Here is a 21897-nt window from a genome sequence, read left to right as displayed (position 1 = left end):
ATACATAATCTAGGTATCTAGATATAGATGACACTCTTCAAGCAAGAGTTAAGGCAGGCTTTGAGCATCTTCTATCAGCCAAAGAGTGATCATGCACTACAACTGCTAGAGTCTCTAGGCGATATTATGGAGAGGTATGTGATGCCAGATGCAAGGAGGATAGATGCCGAAGGGGTATTCCCAATTGAGAGTGTTAAGAGGCTCTCAGATCATGGGTTTTGTAAGATCCCATTCAAGGCAAGGTATGGAGGGTTTGAACTACCATACCCAATATACATCTCTGCTCTAGAGATGCTTGGTATGGCATGTGCAAGCACTGGGCTCTCACTTGCAATACACTGTACGGTATGCTCTGGCATAGAGATGTTTGGTAACGAGGAGCAGAAGGAGAGGTATCTGAAGCCACTCATAGATGGTAGGATGCTAGGGGCATTTGCATTAACTGAGCCTGAGGCTGGTTCAGATGCAAAAGCAGTAAAGACAAGGGCTAGGCTTGATGGTGATGGTAAGAACAGCAACTACTACATAATAGATGGGAGGAAGAGGTTCATAACAAATGGGGGTGTTGCAGATGTATACTTTGTATTTGCTGTAACAGATAATGGATACTCTCTCTTCCTAGTTGATAAGGATAGCCCTGGCTTAAAGGTTGGTAGATGTATGGATAAGATGGGTGTTAGAGGTTCTCCCCTAGTGGAGTTGCAGTTAGATGAGTGTATGGTTCCAAGGGAGAACCTAGTGGGAGAGGAGGGTAAAGGCTACCATTATGCCATGGAGATGCTTCATACTGGTAGGATTGGGATAGCAGCACTCTCCGTTGGTATAGCACAGATAGCATTCGAGAAGTCGCTAGAGTATAGCAAGAGGAGGCAAGCATTCGGTAAGCCAATAGCAGAGTTTCAGATGATAAGAGAGAAGCTTGCAGATATGCATATGATGATCTCTGCAGCAAGGTATCTAACCTTAAGTGCAGCATGGGCTAAGCATAATGGGTTAGATGATTATGCATTGAAGGCTGCAGAGGCAAAGCTCTTTGCATCTGAGACAGCAAAGATGGTGAGTGATGAGGCAATACAGATACATGGCGCATATGGGTATGTTGATGAGTTCGATGTTAATAGGCACTGGAGGGATGCAAGGATGATGAGTATAGGGGAAGGTACATCGGAGATAATGAGGCTTATAATATCACATAGACTATTAAGGAGATCAGACGAATCTGATTCATGATTATCATGATGATCATGAAGAAGAATAATACTTGAATGAAGATGCCATGCTTATCAATAATAAATAATATAATATAATATAAATATAACATTAATCCATAGCCACTAATGACAATATCTACAATGTATGCTACACCAAACTAAATTGAATTAAATCAGCCCCATAATATTGATGGTATGGAGATCCGTAATGAGTTAGCTCCTGTTTAACATCATAATAGTATGATCAATAAAGCAATCTAAATAGTTAACATATAATCAGCCAGCCTTGCATCTCTTGCATCTCTAATAAGCATACAAAGATAGATCACTCAACCAACGCTAATACCTGCCTTTATACATGACATGAACATATCTGCAGCGTCCTCTGTAACCTTCTGTATGAGAGACCTTGGTACGGTCCTGAGCAACCCATGTGTATCAGCAACAACACTTGCTATCAAACAATCCTGCATAAATGAGATCATAAGCATGGCATCGAACGATGAGCCTATAGATGAACCCTTAACCTTTACCTTTAACTGTTTCATATCCTCATCTATGCTTAATATCTCACTCTCTATGCTTAGCCTCCCCCTTATGAATGAGTATGGTGGCTTTACCTTAGCCTTGAGTATAGAGCCCTCAACATACACATCCTCTGCATGAGGTATACATCTTGCTATCCTCTGTACATCCTTCAATCTACTCCAGAGTGTATTGGGCTCTATACCATCAAATGCATACCTCCTCTCCAACTCTATATGCACAAAATATATAATTGCAAGGGTTAGAAAAGTATTGTGGAGGCTGATAGACTTAGGGAGGATGTTGATAAGTTCTGTAGAGAACTCAGACCTATAGAGGATCTAGCATACCTTGAGAGGAAGCATAACGATATGCTCATACCTTTAGCAAAGAAGTACAATCTACTAGGCATGATAGTGTCAAGGGATTATGGTGGCAGGGATGCAGATAACATAACATACATAAAGGCACTAGAGCGTATAGGCATGGAAGGGAGTGGCATAAGATCCTTCTTCTCAGTGCATACATCACTTGCGCAGAGGCTATTGATGCGTTATGGTAGTGAAGAGCAGAAGGAGCGTTACCTGAAGCCATCTGCTAGAGGGGATAAGATATTTGCATTTGCATTGACAGAGCCAGATGCTGGTAGCAACCCTCTTGAGATGAAGACAACATACCATAGCGTTGAGGATGTAGATGGGCATTATTATCTGCTCAATGGCACAAAGTACTTGATAACAAACGCTACTATAGCTGATGCAATTATAGTATTTGCAAAGGATAGTAGTAACAGCATGAGGATGAGTGCATTCATAGTTGATGCTGACAGGGAAGGGATAGAGAGGGAACCTCTAGTTGCAAAGATGGGTACACCAACAACAGATACAGGCATGTTTGAACTCAAGGACTACAAAGTGCCTAGAGGTAATCTGATTGGTAAGGAGGGTGAAGGATGGAAGATAGCAAAGGAGGCACTCATAGATGGTAGGCTGAGTGTTGCTGCTGGATGTGTTGGGAGCATAAAAGACTGCCTTATAGAGGCAGTAAGGTATGCTAAGGAGAGGGTACAGTATGGGAAGCCTATAGGGAAGCACCAACTGGTGCAGGAGCATATAGCTATGATAGAGCTTGATTATAAAGCAGCAAGGAGCATGGTAAGGCATGCTCTCCTAATGAAGGAGAGATGGGATAGAGAGCCAGGTGATGAGGTAAAGAAGAGGGCAGCAGATCTTGCTGTTGCTGAAGCAAAATTGTTTGCTGTTAATGCTGCATACGATGCTGCCGATAGAGCATTGCAGATATATGGAGGAAGAGGATGGTCATACCTGTATAGACCAGCAAGGCACCTTGTAGATAACAGGGTATGCAGGATATATGAAGGCACAGATGAGATACTCAAGTTGAAGATTGCATCAAGTTTATTGGGCAAGGATTATAGGGCATATGGATGATGAGTTGCTGCTGATAGATCATATTGAAAGATGGAATTAAACATCTCAACAATGATGAAGAAAGAAGAGAGAGGAAGGGAGAAATGAGAGAGGAAAGGATGAAGGAAGGAGAAGCGTTGAGAGCTAGCATGATGAGCATGATACATGATGTGAATCAACTAACTCAAGCCCCATGAGCATATCCTTCCTAACTCTATGATCCACATCCAAACCTTAAATAGCCTCCTTGAGCACCCTTATGCTCTCCCTCTCTTGGATGGAATCATCCAAGAGATCGATCAGTTCACTATTTTTATCTCCAAGCAAATATTAAATAATAATACCAATAATATAATATAATGTTAAGTTACAATACTAGATGGTTTGATGAATTCATAGGACTAGGTTATAGCCTTCGCCAAGTATATCCATGTATACTTTTATTATTCAACGATAAAAAGAGGTTAAAGGAGGCATGGGACAAGATTATCAAATTGTGGCCAGATGATGAGATAAAGATAAGGTTTGTAGAGGTTGGGGTTAAGATAAAAGATGGTGATGATGGTATGAGAGAAGAGGAGGTTAAGACGGATGGGGTAGATGAGGGTAGAGATTATAAGAGGGATGAGGTTCATAGCATAGGTAATAAGGAGAAGGGTAAGAAATATGCATTTATAATGTATTGCAGATCAAGAATACTCCAGAATACATGGGTATTCCTCAAGTTACTTGATATATCAGATAACTATAGGAGGTTAAAGGCTGAGTATGATGGGAAGTTGTACGTAGATCTAGCATTGTGTATCACAAAGGGTGAGTCCTATGAACTAGAGATATTCAAGTACAGGAAGAGCGTAAGTGATGTAGCATTCCTATATGGTGGTGTTGATATACTATATAAAGTAGAGGAGAGAGTAGATAGGAAGAGTGGAGAGGGTTATGTGAAGAGTAGTGATGTAAAGGTAGGGAATGAAGATAAACAACCTACAAAAGATTATAATTATTATAATAGTAGTAGTGACGATGATGATAAAGATTATGATACTAACATAGTGAGAGAAGCCATGAAGATCCTTAGCTCATATCTGTAGCCTTTATCATCAATAATACCTTACTTATGCACTCTTCATCAATCTTCCATCCTTTATCATCTATAAGCATTTATCAACCTTATCCATGGTTCCCAACTTATATCATAGAAGAGCAGTGGTTGCCTTATAGGGTAGCTTGTTATGCTCTCTGCAATACCATAATCGTATGTCTTGCTCTTGCCATCATTGGTGATGAATGTTACCCTAAGGAACTTGGATCTCCTTACCTTCACCTCTCTTACATCTATTATTGAGATTAATGGTATCAATACACTATCTTTCTCATTGGATATATCCTCATCGAGGTCCCTCTCAGAGTAGCCCTTTATATTAGATACCTTAACTATCCTCTCATCAAGATCTATATACCTACTAATCTCATCCCTTGTAACTACCATACGCTTTGCTACAAATACAAGACTCTTATTGGTCATAGCAAGGATCCCCTCCTTACTCCTCTTCAACAATCCCAATAGCCCAGTCTCATTCAACCATACCTTTGGTAGTATGGCTATTATATGCTCATCATCATCAAGATTAACCCTCATCATCTCCTCCTCTATACAAATATCCTCTTCTAAATACACACATCTCCTACCTATACAGCATCTACTAACTGCACTACTGCAACACTGGAATCTCTACTCTTACTGCTTCTCTGCTGGCGAGTCTGTGGTCTTCTCACCATACTCTTTTGAGGATTCGTACGTGAAGCCATATGTACCAGCATGTAAACCCATGGCTATCCTCCTGTATCTATAAGCTCTTTCAGCGAATTGTATAGCAGTTACTATACCTAATGCTACCATCGCCGCTATGAATATTGCTATACCTGCTTCGGCCATAGAATCTATCTGGTTAAGAAAGTTAATATATTTTTATTATTCTTTAACATGTTAGATGTAAATTAACCATATTCATTGAATTCAGGCTAGTATTGTAAAGATCAATTGTTATGGTACTTTTTATTTCTGGTATTAAATGAAAAATATATTCATCCATTAATTCATCTATTTCTGCCTCCTCCTCTTCTCCTCTCCCCTCCCCCCTTCTTATCTCTATCCTTGTCTTTGCGTCTGAAGAACCTATCATATCCCCATCTAGTCACTGCAAATACTCCTATAGCAAAGAATAAACCTCCTATGTATATGAAGAGTAGGTTACCTGTAGATACACCCCACAAGAAGCCTAGTGTAGCGCTAACAAACTGGGATACGATGAATACCATCCATCTATCCATAGCCACTCATCATAATCAGATCACTAAAACAAAGTAAATAAAAACAAAGATGCATTTTAATCGGTAACCTATTATCATCTCCATCATTGTCATCATCAGCATCTTCATTTATCTAGTATCCACATTTAGGCTAAACAAGCAGCCTACTCCTCTGCATACGCCTTCTCTCCTACCTGTGCTATATCAAGCCCGATCTCCTCTTCTCTAGGCGTGACCCTTACTCCTCCAGGCCATATTACATCCTGTATCTTCCATATTAGTAAGGTTATACCAAATGCCCATGCTGCTGCAGCAGCTGCACCTGCTGCATTCTCAGCAAGCTGCATTGGGTTGCCAAAGAATATACCATCATCACCTACTGGGTTTATACGCTTCTCAGCAAACGTACCTGTTAAGAGTGCACCAACAACACCACCCATACCATGTATAGGCCATGTATCAAGGGCATCATCTATCCTGCCTCTATTCTTTATAAGAAGGCAGTAGAAGCATATGGTCCCTGCAGCAAAGCCTATTATTATAGATGCCCATGTACCTACAAAGCCTGAGGCTGGGGTTATAGCTACTAGACCTGCTATAGCACCACTTGCAGCACCAACAGCACTGGTCTTCCCAGTATGTGCCCAGCTCAGGAACATCCACCATAGTGCAGCAACTGCAGTTGCAACGTTTGTATTCTGGAATGCTTGGCTCTCAAGTGCACCAGCTGCCCCTGCACTTCCAGGGTTGAATCCAAACCATCCAAACCATAGAAGGGTTGCTCCAAGTAGTACGAATGGTATTGAGTGTGGTGTGAATGGAACCTTCCCATAGCCTATCCTCCTACCAATATACATTGCAGATGCTAGACCAGCAAAGCCAGATGTTATGTGTATAACAGTGCCTCCAGCAAAGTCAAGTGCACCTAGTGCTGCTAACCAACCAATGGATGTTCCTTGACTTCCCAGTGACCAGTTCCAGTGCCCAACGAAGTCATATACGAACGTACTCCATAGCACTACATGTATCATGAATGCACTCATCTTTACCCTATCTGCATATCCTGCAACTGCTAGTGCAGGTGTTATAGCTGCGAACATCAACTGGAACATCACAAATGCTATATGGGGTATGCTTGGAGCATATACATCTGCTGGTGCATTATGTAGTACGTTGTTGAGCCCTACCCAATCAAACGAACCTATGAACCCATGTCCTGTAGCATCAGGCCCAAATGTGAGTGAGTATCCCCATATCACCCATTGTATGCTTACTATTGCATATACCAAGAATGCTTGAAGTATAACTGTAGCAGCATTCTTCCTCCTAGTCAAACCTCCATATAGGAAGCCTACTCCTCCAGGGGTCATTATCATGACTAGGGCAGCTGCTGTGTACATGAATGCTGTATCCCCAGGATCTATACATGGCAGAGGGTTACCAGAGCAATGATACTCTGTTATCTCCTCAGGCTTGGGGAGGCGCAGTTCACCGAACTGTCCAAACACTTGATTCATACTTAAGCCTACAATCAATGGTACTGCAACTGCTGTAATGAGTAGCACTCTCTTGATTAAAGATATCCTATTCATTAGATTTATAACCAGAATATATTATAAATGATTTTTTCATTTTTATGCAAGTAACTATGATAATAAATATAATCATCATCAGAATATAATATTATAATAAAGAAGTGTTAAGAAACTATCATAGAATGTTTCCTAATAGTATATTTGAAGATCGTCAAAGAAAGCACTAGTATTACTTCTAGCCCATAACCCTACCATACCACTCATGTAGTGCTGATCATACCTCTTTAGGAGAGGTTCACCATCAAGATAGCCTACTATGGCTTGTGTTGATACATGTGCTGTTATATGGTACCATCTATCATTCTCTATACTTACCGATGCATCCTGTAAGCATAGCAGTCTTCCAGGGTCCATCCTGCAGAGTGAGAACCTATCATTTGCTGCATCTATCATGAGGACAAAATAATGTGAAGAGTCTATGAACCTGAATACTAGACCAGCACTTCCATTGCCTGTCATCTTCACATTAACACTTGCTTTAAAGTTGCTGTAAACCCCTTCAGAGTTTATCAGCAGGGAGTAGAGGTAAAATGATGTATCAGCATTGGTATCTGTATCACTACCATCATCGTTACTACTACTGCTGCTATTATCACTAGCATTATCACCATCCTTGCCACTTGAATGCATGATCACATTTGGCTTAGAGTACGCAAGATCATGATCTGCTACTATACTCCAATGCTTATCTGCTGAAGAGAAGCCCTCTGGTATGACCCCTTTTGCATATGAGTCAAAACTCCATGCTCTACTATTCTTGTATGTTCCAGTCTCCTTGGCATAATACACTACTATTGTAATTGCAATTACTGCTATACCTATAACTACAATGTACCTCCTCCTTCTCTCCCTCCTCTCTTTCTCCTTCATCCTCTTCATCCTTAAAGACATGCACCAGACCTCCTACCACAGACCATCATAGCATGCTGCTACCAGACCTTCTCCTCTCTACTCCCTTGCTTCCTTAACTCACTCCATCTACCCCTTGACCAGAAGCCAATCCTTTCCTTATCCTCTGATGGGTAGTAACATAGTTCATTGTATGGGCATGTACTACACATGTTGGATGGCTCAACCACTGGCACTACACCGTTCTTAAGCAGTGTATGCAGTATCCTAACCCTTCGTATAGTCTCTTTATAAAGCGCCTCATTCTTTGGTACTATGAACTCTACCTCATTGCCATCGTTATCAAAGTACGCTATCACCCCTTCCTCCTTGTTGAATATGTGTAGATACGCATTCATCTGCATGAAGTGCTCTGCATATGGGATCTCTGGTAACTCCTTAACTATTCTAAACATCACAACACAGTCATCCTCAACCCTATCTGCAGTGCCTACAAGTCTTATCTTCACATTTTTGCCATAGTTATCATCACTGCTCTCTATGCTCACCTCACCCCTAACGGGCTTTGCAAATGTGTTCAGTATACCTCTCTGTATTATAACCTCAAGCATCTGCTTCTGTGTACGCTCCATAGGACTCTTACGCTCAAAGTATGCCTCTCTAAGACAGCGGCTAACCTCTTCAACTGATATAGCATCATCCTCTACCTTTAACAATGAGTTGAAAGTATCCTCAATTATATCATATATATCAGTCTTTGTAACAACGTCGGTAGCAGCCCTATAATTTTCTATTCCCTTCCTTATCATATCATAAATATCGCTTATAATCTCTCTCTTCAATATACTTATTAATTATAAGATTTTGCTATAAATGTTTCTTACAAAAGAGTGGAATTGATTAAAATATAACAGAAAAAGTTATTTTTAGAATATATTCTAAATCCAGACTATTGCTAAAAAATATTTATTGTTTGGAGATGCAGATATGTTATGAATGAAGAGGGTAAGGATAAGGTCAAGCGATGAACTAATCAACATGAGCAGGGATGAACTTATGGAGTATCTAAGAGATTATGATGGTATAGTTAAGCAGAATGATAGAATAGAGGTTATACACCTTAAGCATGGTATAAAGGTACTCTACTATCATAAGAATGAGAATAGGCCATACAAGACACAGGTCTATATGAAGAAAGCAAGGGATTGCACTATTTAGAGTATGGCATCCAGCATGTAGGTTACCTAGTAATTAAACATAAAGGAAAGGGATGAGATACTCTGGCAAACCTACAGGACCATTTGGACTTGTGGATGGATGGCCAGATAGAAAGCAGAAGGAGGATATAGATGTATTGAGTGCTGTAATACAAACAAGTCCATCTAATGTAAGTGTATCTGCAAGCTATGGCAATAATGAGTAGTAAGAGCAGCAGGTATCGTGGCTTAGCAAGAATCAGCAAGGATAACAGAAGCAGAAGGAGGAGTTGAGCTCTTCCTTATTGAGGAGGTTGAGCATGTTATAGATGCTGCAGGTATAGAGGGGTTGAGGAGTTGGAGCAGTAACCATCTCTATTAGTAAAAGAGGCAGTAGCCTAGATGAAGATAGTAACGGTAAAGGTAGCATTAGCATCAACAGTAATAGGAGGTAGTACTAGTAGTAAGAAGAATAATGTTGCTAAAGCCCTCATACTGTAATAGCAACAGCTATAGAGGTAATAATAATAGCATTAGTACTCTATTATTCTTTAATCTGCTCTTTGATCATTAAGAGAAGTTACTATCACTCATTTATCGAGTTTAAAGGATCTATATATGATGCAAAGGGATAAGCTTGAAACTAACCAAGGAATACCATGGAATGATCTAGCCTAATTCTCCTTACAGGTTAGAGGATGTTGCCAACCATTGAGATTAAGAGTTGGAGAGAAGGGTAGTAGGGTAGAATTGAATAGTGAGAAAATGAATGTATAATAGCATAGTATAAATGTAGTTAAGAGGAAGAACATAACCCTTTAGTTTTTCCTTCCTTCCTCTATTAAATTAATAAATAGACTACGCTACTAGGTGGAGAGGTATAAATACTAGGAGTGTAGGTGAGTGAGTATGCTAGCTATGCTAGCAGCATATGAGTATAGGAGATAGCAGTATGAAGGAGGAAGCTATTCAATGAATAGGCTAGAGAGCAATAATAGGACTAGCAGAGCTCAAACCTTTATAAAGCATCTGACAGAGGGGTTTAAATTTTGGCTTTGCATGAATAGAGCGGATATAGGCTGAATAAGAGGTATCAGGCTATAATATAACGGATATAGTTACAGTTGCATTGGTATAATAGATGAAAAGAGGATTGAGAGATACAAATACCTCTTTCTATACAAAATCTACTATCTATTTAACGGTGATAGTAGTAATAGTAATAGGTTGCTTACACATAGTTATCTGTTATGTATATACGTAACAGAGACTCATTGTTAAGCAGAGGAGATGTTAAAGCAAGGGCAACTCTATTGGATGCTGTAGAGTACATGCTTGAATCATGCAATGCCAGAAATCTGATAAAGAGTGCTGTTAGGGTTGAGGATGCTACTACTACTGCTGATGTTAGTGATCACACATACCTTATCATAAACAGTGAACGCATAGATATTAGCAAGTATAGAGCAGTGTATGTTATAGGTTGTGGTAAGGCAGCACTAGACATGGCTCATGCTATTGATGAGATCCTTGCAGATAGGATAGCATCTGGCATAATAATAATCCCAGATTATGTTGAGTGTAGTAGCAGTAAGATAGGAGATGGAAGGATAACTGTACTCAAGGGCACCCACCCTATCCCTAGCAAGAGCAGCATAGATGCTACAGAGCGTATGCTAGATCTAGCAAGGGATGCTAGTAGTGATGATCTTCTGCTATTCCTTGTATCTGGTGGATGCTCCTCTCTTCTAGTAAAGCCATACAACATAACGCTTGAGGAGAAGCAGGAGGTTACAATGTTGCTCTTGAACTCTGGAGCAAGGATAGATGAGATCAATGCAGTTAGGAAGCACCTATCCCAAGTCAAAGGAGGGAGGTTTGTTGAGATGCTCAGATCAGATTTAATATCAATAATAATATCTGATGTACCATGCAATAGGCTAGATACCATAGCCTCTGGTCTAACTGCAGCAGATAGCACAACGTTTAGAGATGCTATGCTTGTTATGAAGAAGTACAAGATCTGGGATAAAGTAAGCAAGAATGTAAATAAGGTTATAGAGGATGGAGTAGCGGGTATTATAAGGGAAACACCAAAGCCTGGCAATGTTATATTCAATAGGGTAAGGAACTTCATAGTTGCTGATAATGCATATGCTTGTATGAAGGTCAAAGAGTACTTTTCAGAGATGGGTATAGATGCTAGGATATTAAGCACTAAGATTCATGGCGAGGCTAGAGAGATAGGCTCATTCATTGCATCTCTAGCATATGAGGTTGCTAATCATGCTAGACCGTTCTCAAAGCCAGTAGCAATGATAGCAGGAGGGGAAGCACATGTTAAGGTTACTGGCAGTGGAAGGGGAGGGAGGAACCAAGAACTAGCACTATCTGCACTAATATCTGCTAGGATGCTTGGCCCAATGGATTGGGCTATGCTTACAATAGGTACAGATGGTATCGATGGGAATAGCAGCAATGCAGGAGCAATCATAGATAGAGAGACACTCTCATCAGCCTTTGCAATTGGTTTAGATATGGACTCTTATCTTGCTTGTAATGATTCTGCAGGGTTCTTCGATGCTGTTGGCGATAGCATAATAACAGGACCAACTGGGACAAATCTTAACGATGTTATTATCGTACTTGTTATATGAGTGTGATGTTAGCATAAATATTGTCAATATCGTATTAGCATGGAACTATCCTAAATGTTACAACACAAGTGCTCAATGGTGCTTTTTGCTTTGTTGCATAACTTCAAGATCTTTTTATTTAATATATCTAGAGATTATGCTATTATGGATTGGTAAATATAATGAGTCTTTAGTTAGCATAGGGAAACACTCTTCTCTTTTAATGCATTGCAATTGGTGCTATGAATTAAGATGAATAACGTAAGAGGTAATAGATGGAGCATATTATAGCAAAACAAAATATGATAGCATATAACTTAGTTCCTTGATTGCTGATAGTGCAAGAACCTGCTATAAGGGCAATGAAGAAGGAGGACATCCTCAATAGTTATTAACAAACATTAAATCTTACTTGCTAGAAGATATGGTATGTGCATCTCATTCCCAGCAAGGGTAACCCATGTATCAGATGATGGTGCGATAGCAGAGGCAGAGAGTATGGTGGATGGTAGTATCATAGATGTAAACATACTATTCCTGCAAGATGTTAACGTAGGAGATTACATAATTGTACATTCTGGTATAGGAGTTAGGGTAGTAAGCAGGGATCATGCTATGCAGATATGCTCAATCTTCAGAGATAGTTTAAAGGAGGAGTATGATCTGTAGATGGTTAGCATTAGCATGGATAGGATAACGTTGATGCATGGGGCTGGAGGAAGTCTTATGCACAATCTCATCCAGAACCATATACTTAGGATACTCAAACCATACATGGAGTTTGAGGTTCCTCTAGCAGCACTTGATGATGCTGGCATATGCGATGGGATAGTCTTTACAACAGACTCGTACACTGTTAAACCATTATTCTTCAATGGTGGCGATATTGGAAGGTTGGCAGTATCTGGCACAGTTAACGATATAGCATGCATAGGGGGCAAGCCTCTAGCCTTATCACTTGCATTGGTGATGGAGGAAGGGCTATCCTTGAACGATCTTGATAGGATACTTGATAGCATAGAGCATACATGCAAGGAGGCTGGAGTTGATATACTGACTGGGGATACAAAGGTTGTTGAGAGAGGCTCCCTTGATAGGCTGATAGTCAACACCTCTGGCATAGGCGTAAGGAACCCATTGCTAGATAGCAACCTTAGGTATGTGAATAGAAGCATAAGATGGTTGCTAGACTCCAACTTAAGGGCAGGGGATAAGATAATAATCTCTGGCAGTATAGCGGATCATGGTATGGCTGTGCTCTCAGCAAGGGAGGGTTATGGATTTGCAAGCAGCATATGCTCAGATGTGCGCCCGTTGAACAGGCTTATCGATAGAGCACTTGAGGCAGGAGGGGTAGTATGCATAAAGGACCCTACGAGGGGAGGGGTTGCGAACCTACTTAACGAGTGGGCAGAGAAGTCACATGTTGGGATAATGGTATATGAGGATAAGATACCTATAAAGGAGAGTGTTAGGGCAGCAGCATCCTTCTTGGGTATAGATCCTCTAGAGGTTGGTAATGAGGGCAAGGTATGCATAGCAGCAACTCCAGATAGGGCTGAGCATGTGCTTGAAGCGATAAGGGAGTGTGATGAGGGTAGAGATGCTGAGATAATAGGGGAGGCAACAGATCAGTTCTATGCTGTTGCGATGAGAACCATAATTGGGGGTACAAGGATAATAATCAAGCCATCTGGGGACCCTGTGCCTAGGATATGTTGACTCGATAGGTAGGAGGTGCATGCTGTATACATGTTCAAGGCACCATCAGAACATAACACTCTCAGGTTGGTATGCATGATATGTACTCAAAGCATAGAGGTGCCTATCCATCATGATAAGCCTATGCAATGGGTACTTGAGGGCAAGTTCCACAAGAAAGAGTATCTTGTATGTAGTGTATGTGGATTCAAGACTGATGTGCCTGTACACTGTGGTAGACCAATGCTCTACAGCATGAGCAGATACATTGATGTTAGTGAGAGGCATGGAATTTGATGTCTGGACATGAGTACATATGGATGGCATATGCTACTTGCAAAATATATGCTAGATGTTGCAATGGATGGTATAAAGAATGGCAAGTATGTAGCATCAGCATACGCACTCCTGGTTGCGTTTGAGGAGATAGTAGATGCATACTCTGCAAATGATGGAAAGCACTTCCATGAGGAGTATCTTGCAGATGCTTGGAAGTATAGGCTTGAGTGGATCAAGGCTCATGGATTGTTTGAGACATGGGAGCATCTAGTGTATCTCTGCAACAGGGTTGTTGCTGAAGGCAGATATGAGTATGTAGAGGATATGTTAAGACTGATCAATGATCTTATGGATATTAAGAGATGAGTTTCACCATAATGAATTGATGATCAATTAATACATTCATCCTCCTCTTATCTTACCCTAACTTATTCATACAAATTATTTATACAAGAATGCTATTACTTACCACATGTGCCTAGCATTCCCTGGCATGGTGATAGGCATAGATGGCGATTATGCTAAGGTTGATTTTGGTGCTGGTGTAATCAGGGATGATATAAATATAGCAGAACTTGCTTCAAGCGTTAAGGTTGGAGATTACGTTCTTGTACATGCTGGTTATGCCATACAGATACTTAATCTAGAGGAGGCATACAATGCTATAAGGTACTGGGAGGAGAACCTTGTATGGAAGTGTGAACGATGCTCTATAGCAAGTGAGTGTCCCCTAGGTTCAATAGCTGTTGCACGTAAGGGTATAAGGTTAGGAGAAGATGGTAAGAGAAATGGTAGTAGTCATTATTGATGAAGATGGGAGGTGGTAGTAGTAGTGGTTAGTGGTTGTGATAGTAGTGATGATTATGTAACAAGCAGTAGTGGAATGCATGATATGCATGAGACTCTCTCAAGGTTCAGAGATCCTCTTCTAGCAAAGAGGATAGTTGAAAGGATACATGAGTATGCTGATGAGATAGATGAGCAACTACTCTTCATGCATATATGTGGCTCTCATGAGTGGAGTATTACCCACTATGGGATAAGATCTCTATTGCCTAAGAACGTAGAAGTTAGGGCAGGACCTGGATGCCCGGTATGCATAACCCCTGCAGCAGATATAGATGCGATGATAGATCTTGCACTTGAGGGCAAGATAATACTCACCTATGGGGATATGTCAAGAGCAAAGGGCTCAAAGGGGTATAGTCTGCTGGATGCTAGAGCATTGGGAGGGGATGTTAGACTTGTCTATAGTGTGCATGATGCCGTACTCAAGGCTAGAAGGGAACAAGATAAAGAGTTCATCTTCTTTGCTGTTGGTTTCGATACAACTGCTCCACCTACTGCATATGAGGTGTTGAAAGGCATTCCTAGCAATCTCAGCCTAATGGTATCATACCGTTACATGCCTCCCATAGCAGGTGCAGTGATGAGATCATCCCTGCTAGGTATAGATGGAATAATAAATCCTGGTCACTCATCAACAATCACAGGCATGAAGCCTTACTACAGGTACTTCCTAGAGACCAAGAAGCCTCAGGTATTCTGTGGCTTCGAACCAATAGACATACTGCTTGGTATCCTAATGCTACTCAGGCAGATAAGGGAGGATCAGCCCATGCTTGAGAATGAGTATACGAGGTCTGTAACGTGGGAAGGTAATATAGTTGCACAAAAGAGTATGGATAGTGTATTTGACCTTGGAGATGGATACCTTAGGGGCGTTGCTGTGATACCTGAGTGTGGCTTCATGCTCAAGGACGAGTATAGCAGCATAGATGCACGCAATAGATACTCGCTTAGGAGAAGGGATGTTAGGGAGGAGTTTGTTGCAGGTGCAAGGTGTGGTGAAGTTATACTAGGCTTATGTGACCCTCCAGAGTGCCCATTGTACATGAAGGAGTGTACACCATCAACACCAAAGGGCCCAACGATGGTATCTCAAGAGGGTACATGCAAGATATGGGCTGAGCATGGACTTATAAACTCAATATGTAGGCTATAAGTAGATGGGCATGAGCATATACTTCCTAGGCAACAGCTTCTGCAGGTTATGTCATAGCAGTATGGATTCTCTGCTCAGGGAGTTGGATGTATGCTCTAGAGGATTGATCCTTAAAGGTCTGCTCCTACTAAAGCATGGTGCAAGTGCAAGACTTCCAGGTTCTAGCAGGGTAATCTTCAAGGGGCCTGAGGGTTTTGAAGAATATGCTATAGATCAAGATGCTAAAGATGGTGACTATGCTTCACACATCTCAATATACAGGAGGAGGCAGGATATCAATGCAGTATTCCATGCAAGGAGCCCAGTGATATATGCAGCAACTAGAGATGGTATAATAGATACTGTACATGCGGAGGCTACACTTGTGCTTAGCGATATCATCATAGTTAATGATGGTTCATCAGAGAGCATAGGTATGGCAAGTTTAGGGGAGCCCCTTAGGCCTGTAAGGATAATAGTGTATAGAGATGAGGTCTACAGCATGGGAGCATGTATACATGAAGCAAGGGCATTCATGGAGATAATGGATGAGTGGGCAAGGGTCAAGGTAATAGCAAATGTGTTTGGAGGTGCAAGGTACCCAATAACACTTGAGAGGTTAAGGAGTCTAGGCGCTAGGTATGCTAGGGCTATAAAGTTTGGTGGTAGGAGCATTGTCAGGCATATGTGAATGTGGTAGAGGGGATGAGGGTTACATAAAGAGCGAACTTGTATCATGTGTAAAGACGTTATTCTCAAAGGGTTATGTATCATCTGGAGGAGGCAACCATAGTGTAAGGCTTAGGGATGGGAGCAATGCATCGCATATATGGATAACACCATCAGGCTACCCTAGATCCCATCTTACAGTTGATGATCTAGTGCTAATAGATATAGATGGTAACATGCTTAGGGGTGATCTTAGACCATCTATAGAGGTTCCATTCCACACCCAGATATACAGGGTTAGGGATGATGTTAGTGCAGTATCCCATGCACACTCACCATACTCACATGCACTAATCCAGACCCTTAGAATAGTGGAGGTTGATGGGCATACTGGAGTATTCGGCTTAAACTGCTCAGGCTTATCGTCATCCCCATCACAGCAATTACCATTGAGTATACCTCCTGTAATACATAACCTTCTCATCCTTGAGTATAGACAGTTAGGCTCAAGGGCACTTGCAAGGCTTGTTGGAGATGCATTCAGCATAAGCAATGGTGTGAAGATTCTAGTGCTATTGGACCATGGTGTAATAGGTATAGGGAGATGCATACATGAGGCTGTAATGCATGTACAGTTGCTAGAGGAGTGGGCAAGGTGTGTTACCATAGCATATAGATTGGATAAGGCAAGTAAGTAAGTAAATAGGATTCAATTGGTATGTATGATAGATGGTATAACTCACTATAAATTGTTAATATATGGTTGCTTTACATCAAACCTGTATACTCTCTCCAGCAAGAGGTGCATATGCCTCCAGCCCTATACTACTATTTATCTCTTCAGCAAACCTTATGCATGTATCATGCTCACCATGCACAGTCCATACCTTTGGATTACCTCTCATACCTTTAACCATCTCGAATAGTTCCCTCCTCCCACTATGCCCAGAGAAGTCAAACCTCTTAACCTCAGCCTTAACCTTTCTAGCCTTGCCTTCTATCATTGCTATACCTTGCTCCAGCAGTAGCCTTCCAGGAGTACCCTCTCCTTGGTATGATACCATCGCTATACCATTCCTCTCATCATCAGCAAGATTCTCCATGTAGAAGAGTGCATTACCTCCAACCAACATTCCTGCTGGAGAGATTATGACACATGGCTCTCTTATCATCCTCTTCCTCCCACCCCAGCCCCTTATCCATTCAATCCAGTTCATCACATCTGAGAAGAATTTAGCATCCCTCAAGAACCTTGGATGCCTAAGCATTATCTCATTTGCCTTTATAGCCATCCCATCTATTGCTACCTTATGCTTGAAGTTGAATGCTCTAAGCACACATGCTATCTCTTGTGCCCTCTCAACCGAGAATGCTGGTACAAAGAGTACCCCTTCCCTCTCCACAACCTCGTTTGCAAACTCTACTAATAGCCTCTCAGCCTCATCCCTAGGTTGATGATCCTCCATCGCATAAGTACTCTCTGTTATGAGTAGATCTATGCTACCAACATCAAGATCTGCACTCTCCAATATCCTAGAGCCTCTAGCATTTATATCCCCTGTGTATAGCAACCTTCTACCATCATGCTCAACAACTATGAACGCACTCCCAACTATATGCCCGGCATTGTGTAGTGTGATCTTGAGATCCCCAACCTCAAACTCCTCCCTGTAGAAGTATGTTCTTGCAGAGTCTATCATGCCCATAACCTCCATGTACTCAAATGGTAGATAGAAGCCAGAGATCTTTATCATATCAAGCAGGAGTACCTTAGCCAACTCCATCGTTGGTTGGGTAGCATATACAGGTATCTCCTTGCTTAAGAAGAGTGCTGGTATACATCCAGAGTGGTCTAGATGCGCATGTGTAAGCACTACACCATCAATCTCCTTTGGTTTAACATGCATTGGGAAGAGAGGTTCATGCCTTAGCAGTATACCATAATCCAATAGCACCTTAACCTTATCAGTCTCCACTAGGAATGCTGACCTTCCAACCTCTCTTGCAGAACCTAGTACTGTTACCTTCAACCATCTTGTTGGAGTAGAAGCGTATTTAAAACCTTTTGAGTGAGTGGGTCATCTAACATGAATTGCTCATACCTCTCTTATAGGGAGAAAAGTTCCAAAAATTTAATATACTGCATGGATATATCCATCTACGATGGCTAGGAAGTTCATGGAGTGGTGGAACTCAATACCAGCAGATATACGCAACAAGGCAAAGGGTAATGACGATTGGAGCAAGTACAAACCACTCCTAAATCAGATAAACTACGCCATGGTAGCACTGCACCTACAAGGCAATCATAGCATGAAACCAACATCCGAAGAGTTGCTGAGCTGGATAAAGAATGGCGAGATAGACGTAGTCAGGATGAGCAAGTAATATTATTTTATTTTTTTAACCAGTTATAAAACGCCGTTGTACAAAATGCAAAGAGTTTAAATATTTTAGTTCCGTAGAAGGGCTGAGCAGATATGCCAGTAGCAATACTACCAGACATAGATGAGCAGACATGCATAGGCTGTGCTCTATGCGTTGAGATATGCACTGCACTAGGACCAGATGTGCTAAGGGTCAAGCCAGTAGAGGGTTGGAAGAGGGGCAAGGCATTCGTGCACTATCCTGAGAGATGCATCTCAGATGGTGCATGCATAGCAGTCTGCCCAACAACAGCAATATTCTGGATGAGGCCATTAGAGTACACACCAGGCCAGCCAGTACCACTGCACAAGTTTGGAAGATTCACTAAGGGCTGGGATGAGGGGTAGGCTTACCCAAGCACACACAACTCTTTTATTTCTTTTTGATAAGTATAGCATCTTAATTATTAATTGATCAATCAATCACTTACTCAATCTTGATCAAGTACTTTAGGTTTTTGATTAATGTATCCTTTGCAACTCTAGCTATCTCAACCTCATCAATGATATGAAATGGTTTAATTCCATCTACCTCATGTACCCTGCTGAATCTATTCTCTCCTGTAACCTCATCTATCCAGTGCAATGCTTTAGCTCTTGCTATCTTTATAGAATGCTTCTTTGTACCTCTATCAAGAAATATGAGATACTGTAATGCATAAAACTCAAGCAAGTTATCCTTTATCTCATACCTTATGCTGGTTCTTAATGCACCTGTCTTTACTGGTGTTTTTGCCCTTATATTTTCTCTTATAGTATTGCCTATAAGGTCTTTTATCTCTATAGGCACTTGTATGCTTATCCTAGGCAGGTAATTCTTACTTCTAGCCATACCTGTATCACTTATTCATTTATAACGATTTTAGTAAAGACACCATAGCAATTGTTGAATCTTATAAAATCTGTTTCAGTTAGAACTAGATTAAAGGTGTAGATGTTAGTGCTTGAGTTATACTTAATTACAAGTCTCTTATCCGTTGATTCATAACCAGCAGTTGCTATATTTAATGTTTGATTATTGTAATCAAGGAAGAGGTTTTGGCCTGGAGTACTTAAGTAACCTTTAAGAATATAGAATATGCCCTTTCTACCATTATATGCTACGCTAGGTACAATTACAAATGGAGAATAGATGACATAGGTATTAGCAAAATAGGAGCCAGTAGATGTAGGATTATGTATCAGCACAGGTAATGTAGATATATCTTTATCATATGATTCCACTGTTAAAAACCTTGCCAGCATTAGATAATAAAGGGTACCATTGACCCATGTTTGTAATAAGTGTCCTTGCATCATAGGTTTGCCTTTCCAGCTTGTTACTGGCACAAGCATGCTATAATTATAGAAAGTGCTCAAGTTTTGTGCTGTAGATTGAGAGTGCACATACCTATTATATATATAAAGATGGTACTTGAAATTAATACTATTGGATATGCTATTATTCAAACCAGATATGTCTATGTTGAATTGCTGGAACCCTGTGCTAAGACTATGGTTTATCTTAAGCACATGAATCATATCTCCTCTGTTTGGTATAGCAGTCATAACCTGATTACTTGATGGATTCCCTGCATTACCTATAACAAAATCTAGCGATGGATTATTAACGTTAGTCTTCCTATCAAGAACATAGATAAGGTTAGGGTTAGTCATTGCTATTGATGAGCCATATAATTCAGGGAATGTTATGCTAGTCTTTATTGGCATAGCTATTCACTCACTAGCTCAATAACATATCAACTACTCTAAGAGATTTATCTCTCTTAACCATACTGTGAACTTTCTTATACTGTTGCTGTAAAACTTTACCCTCTGCCCTGCTTCCAAGTTCACTGAGTAGGTTGCCATCTGCCCATCTGAACTGGTAAATTGCTTAACAATTACCCCATCTACCTCTATTATGCCTATATCAGTAGCATCAACATAGAAATATGTAAAGGTTAACTGGCACTTGTATTTAGCCTCTATCTCAACTGAACTGCTACTGCTTCCAGCAAGTAATGGCATAGCCATGCTTCCTATCTCTGTAACTAGTTCACTACCATAGTACTTTGCCAATCTAATACCATAGTTTAAGATACTGCCTGCCTTACTTCCAACGTATAAGAACATGCCTCCACCATTGCTTGTATAGTATGCCAAAGAATTTGATTGTAATGTGTTCATAACTGTGAATCCAGTTAAATCATTAAGAGGTATAAGTCCTACAGGAACAGAACTTGTAGGGTTAACATTGCCATTATTTGCATTAGTTCTAACGAAAGTATTAACCAAATAATTCATAGAGATGATATTAAAGAGATCAAATAATGATAAGTTATATGTGTAATAGTAATTTCCTGTTGCTGGATTGCTTATCCTGTTATATTGCATTAAGCCCTTTATATATGGAGATATGCTAACTACACAATTAGGTGTTGTGTTTATAGAGCTTAAACCATTAGAATTATCTATATAGATTTGAGGTAATGCTCTATCAGGTAAGAAACATGGTAACATGCATGCTCCAGTTGCTCCCGATGCCTGTAAATACCCTATCCCTATAATTGCACCATAATTATCATTTGGATTAAGATAACCTATACTAAAAGTTTTAGGGTATGAGCTTGTATTATTCCATTTGAGATAAATAAAATCCATACCATAGATGGTATGCATATGGCTAGTATAGTGTCTTGATACATTATCACCATCAAGAGTTATAAGCATTGCTGTATCAGTTGCAGGCTTGCTTATGTTATAGCATGGAATCCTCATTATCTATTTTTAGCCTATCTAAATGATCTTAGCGAGGCTAAATATAGATATGGCAATACCTACTATATTCTTACTTCAGATGATAAGAGAGTTGGAAGAAAGGAAGAAAGAGAGCCTAAAGGCTTACCTTAATGGTATGTATGAATTGATAGCCTTAGATACAGGCAAGAGTGTTGAAGAGGTTAAGGCTATGCAGGAGGATGACCTGCTCAAGGCATACAAAAATATAATGGATAGGCTCAATGAGAATAGTCTAAGCAAGATAATAGAGTTTTTTCAGATCAAGTAGAAAGGAAGATAAAGTAAGATTACTTGCAAATATAGAT

The 21897-nt window shown here is 40.5% G+C and carries 28 protein-coding genes; 17 read left to right on the top strand and 11 right to left on the bottom strand.

The features are described 5' to 3' along the window. The first annotated feature begins 27 nt into the window (after window positions 1-27). Complete coding sequence (locus tag CRG89_RS05890) at window positions 28-1230, top strand: acyl-CoA dehydrogenase family protein (RefSeq protein WP_103287368.1); 1203 nt, start codon at window positions 28-30, stop codon at window positions 1228-1230. Between the two features lie 310 nt (window positions 1231-1540). Here the strand turns inward: CRG89_RS05890 and CRG89_RS05885 are convergent, their stop codons facing one another. Beyond that, entirely contained in the window at window positions 1541-1978 is a 438-nt protein-coding gene (locus tag CRG89_RS05885; RefSeq protein ID WP_158648752.1) for an SRPBCC family protein, read from the bottom strand. Between the two features lie 33 nt (window positions 1979-2011). Here CRG89_RS05885 and CRG89_RS05880 point away from each other — a divergent pair, with 33 nt between their 5' ends. Next, window positions 2012-3187: an acyl-CoA dehydrogenase family protein gene (locus CRG89_RS05880; RefSeq protein ID WP_103287366.1), complete on the top strand. Its 1176-nt coding sequence runs from the start codon at window positions 2012-2014 to the stop codon at window positions 3185-3187. Window positions 3188-3525: 338 nt separating this feature from the next. After that, a complete protein-coding gene (locus CRG89_RS05875) occupies window positions 3526-4257 on the top strand; it encodes a hypothetical protein (RefSeq protein WP_103287365.1) in 732 nt (243 codons plus the stop codon). Window positions 4258-4313: 56 nt separating this feature from the next. On the opposite strand, the gene CRG89_RS05870 is transcribed toward CRG89_RS05875, so the two are convergent. The 6 genes from CRG89_RS05870 to CRG89_RS05845 form a co-directional block, all read right to left on the bottom strand. Beyond that, window positions 4314-4844 (bottom strand): hypothetical protein, encoded by a 531-nt coding sequence (locus tag CRG89_RS05870; RefSeq protein WP_103287364.1) that lies wholly within the window; start codon window positions 4842-4844, stop codon window positions 4314-4316. A 60-nt stretch (window positions 4845-4904) separates the two neighbouring features. Further along, window positions 4905-5102 (bottom strand): hypothetical protein, encoded by a 198-nt coding sequence (locus CRG89_RS05865; RefSeq protein WP_103287363.1) that lies wholly within the window; start codon window positions 5100-5102, stop codon window positions 4905-4907. Window positions 5103-5263: 161 nt separating this feature from the next. Then, the gene (locus tag CRG89_RS05860) at window positions 5264-5497 is read right to left on the bottom strand and encodes a hypothetical protein (protein WP_103287362.1); all 234 of its coding nucleotides are present in this window, start codon (window positions 5495-5497) and stop codon (window positions 5264-5266) included. Window positions 5498-5640: 143 nt separating this feature from the next. Continuing rightward, entirely contained in the window at window positions 5641-7068 is a 1428-nt protein-coding gene (locus tag CRG89_RS05855) for an ammonium transporter (RefSeq protein ID WP_103287361.1), read from the bottom strand. A gap of 132 nt (window positions 7069-7200) precedes the next feature. Further along, complete coding sequence (locus tag CRG89_RS05850; RefSeq protein WP_158648751.1) at window positions 7201-7941, bottom strand: hypothetical protein; 741 nt, start codon at window positions 7939-7941, stop codon at window positions 7201-7203. 59 nt (window positions 7942-8000) lie between these two features. Beyond that, window positions 8001-8762 (bottom strand): CRISPR-associated protein Cas4, encoded by a 762-nt coding sequence (locus tag CRG89_RS05845; protein ID WP_103287359.1) that lies wholly within the window; start codon window positions 8760-8762, stop codon window positions 8001-8003. A 154-nt stretch (window positions 8763-8916) separates the two neighbouring features. Here CRG89_RS05845 and CRG89_RS05840 point away from each other — a divergent pair, with 154 nt between their 5' ends. From CRG89_RS05840 to CRG89_RS05795, 11 genes are all read left to right on the top strand, one after another. After that, complete coding sequence (locus tag CRG89_RS05840) at window positions 8917-9138, top strand: hypothetical protein (protein ID WP_103287358.1); 222 nt, start codon at window positions 8917-8919, stop codon at window positions 9136-9138. A 52-nt stretch (window positions 9139-9190) separates the two neighbouring features. Then, window positions 9191-9343: a hypothetical protein gene (locus CRG89_RS08785; RefSeq protein ID WP_158648750.1), complete on the top strand. Its 153-nt coding sequence runs from the start codon at window positions 9191-9193 to the stop codon at window positions 9341-9343. Between the two features lie 1023 nt (window positions 9344-10366). After that, a complete protein-coding gene (locus CRG89_RS05835; RefSeq protein WP_103287357.1) occupies window positions 10367-11773 on the top strand; it encodes a glycerate kinase type-2 family protein in 1407 nt (468 codons plus the stop codon). 408 nt (window positions 11774-12181) lie between these two features. Then, complete coding sequence (locus CRG89_RS05830; RefSeq protein WP_103287356.1) at window positions 12182-12421, top strand: HypC/HybG/HupF family hydrogenase formation chaperone; 240 nt, start codon at window positions 12182-12184, stop codon at window positions 12419-12421. Next, complete coding sequence (gene hypE, locus CRG89_RS05825) at window positions 12422-13474, top strand: hydrogenase expression/formation protein HypE (RefSeq protein ID WP_197706711.1); 1053 nt, start codon at window positions 12422-12424, stop codon at window positions 13472-13474. It abuts the gene before it with no gap. A 75-nt stretch (window positions 13475-13549) separates the two neighbouring features. After that, entirely contained in the window at window positions 13550-13750 is a 201-nt protein-coding gene (locus CRG89_RS05820) for a hypothetical protein (RefSeq protein WP_158648749.1), read from the top strand. A gap of 9 nt (window positions 13751-13759) precedes the next feature. Further along, the gene (locus tag CRG89_RS05815) at window positions 13760-14098 is read left to right on the top strand and encodes a hypothetical protein (RefSeq protein WP_103287354.1); all 339 of its coding nucleotides are present in this window, start codon (window positions 13760-13762) and stop codon (window positions 14096-14098) included. Window positions 14099-14204: 106 nt separating this feature from the next. Beyond that, on the top strand, window positions 14205-14540 hold the full coding sequence (locus CRG89_RS05810) for a HypC/HybG/HupF family hydrogenase formation chaperone (protein WP_103287353.1): 336 nt from the start codon (window positions 14205-14207) through the stop codon (window positions 14538-14540). Window positions 14541-14552: 12 nt separating this feature from the next. Next, entirely contained in the window at window positions 14553-15737 is a 1185-nt protein-coding gene (hypD, locus tag CRG89_RS05805) for a hydrogenase formation protein HypD (RefSeq protein WP_217349405.1), read from the top strand. A gap of 4 nt (window positions 15738-15741) precedes the next feature. After that, window positions 15742-16407 carry a class II aldolase/adducin family protein gene (locus CRG89_RS05800; protein ID WP_103287352.1) on the top strand — a complete coding sequence of 222 codons (666 nt, stop codon included), beginning with the start codon at window positions 15742-15744 and terminating at the stop codon, window positions 16405-16407. After that, on the top strand, window positions 16391-17083 hold the full coding sequence (locus CRG89_RS05795; protein WP_158648748.1) for a class II aldolase/adducin family protein: 693 nt from the start codon (window positions 16391-16393) through the stop codon (window positions 17081-17083). The genes CRG89_RS05800 and CRG89_RS05795 overlap by 17 nt, the downstream gene beginning before the upstream one ends. A gap of 75 nt (window positions 17084-17158) precedes the next feature. Here the strand turns inward: CRG89_RS05795 and CRG89_RS05790 are convergent, their stop codons facing one another. Further along, window positions 17159-18415 (bottom strand): MBL fold metallo-hydrolase, encoded by a 1257-nt coding sequence (locus tag CRG89_RS05790; protein ID WP_103287350.1) that lies wholly within the window; start codon window positions 18413-18415, stop codon window positions 17159-17161. Window positions 18416-18548: 133 nt separating this feature from the next. Here CRG89_RS05790 and CRG89_RS05785 point away from each other — a divergent pair, with 133 nt between their 5' ends. Together CRG89_RS05785 and CRG89_RS05780 are read left to right on the top strand one after the other, a co-directional pair. Beyond that, the gene (locus CRG89_RS05785) at window positions 18549-18773 is read left to right on the top strand and encodes a hypothetical protein (RefSeq protein WP_103287349.1); all 225 of its coding nucleotides are present in this window, start codon (window positions 18549-18551) and stop codon (window positions 18771-18773) included. Between the two features lie 92 nt (window positions 18774-18865). Further along, window positions 18866-19159: a 4Fe-4S dicluster domain-containing protein gene (locus tag CRG89_RS05780; RefSeq protein WP_103287348.1), complete on the top strand. Its 294-nt coding sequence runs from the start codon at window positions 18866-18868 to the stop codon at window positions 19157-19159. 79 nt (window positions 19160-19238) lie between these two features. Here CRG89_RS05780 and CRG89_RS05775 read toward each other — a convergent pair whose 3' ends face one another. From CRG89_RS05775 to CRG89_RS05765, 3 genes are read right to left on the bottom strand one after another with little or no spacing between them, the layout of a single operon-like run. After that, window positions 19239-19643, bottom strand: coding sequence for a hypothetical protein (locus CRG89_RS05775; protein WP_103287347.1), 405 nt, complete (start codon window positions 19641-19643; stop codon window positions 19239-19241). A gap of 11 nt (window positions 19644-19654) precedes the next feature. Further along, window positions 19655-20521, bottom strand: a complete 867-nt coding sequence (locus CRG89_RS05770; RefSeq protein ID WP_103287346.1) for a hypothetical protein — start codon at window positions 20519-20521, stop codon at window positions 19655-19657. Between the two features lie 33 nt (window positions 20522-20554). Beyond that, a complete protein-coding gene (locus tag CRG89_RS05765; protein ID WP_103287345.1) occupies window positions 20555-21571 on the bottom strand; it encodes a hypothetical protein in 1017 nt (338 codons plus the stop codon). A 49-nt stretch (window positions 21572-21620) separates the two neighbouring features. Here CRG89_RS05765 and CRG89_RS05760 point away from each other — a divergent pair, with 49 nt between their 5' ends. Further along, window positions 21621-21860 carry a hypothetical protein gene (locus CRG89_RS05760; RefSeq protein ID WP_148695157.1) on the top strand — a complete coding sequence of 80 codons (240 nt, stop codon included), beginning with the start codon at window positions 21621-21623 and terminating at the stop codon, window positions 21858-21860. The last annotated feature ends 37 nt before the right edge of the window (window positions 21861-21897 follow it).

It is taken from the genome of Candidatus Nitrosocaldus islandicus (genome assembly GCF_002906215.1).
GTDB lineage: Archaea > Thermoproteota > Nitrososphaeria > Nitrososphaerales > Nitrosocaldaceae > Nitrosocaldus > Nitrosocaldus cavascurensis.
Note: the sequence above shows the minus strand (reverse complement) of the source record. Positions and strands in the feature narration are given on the sequence as shown.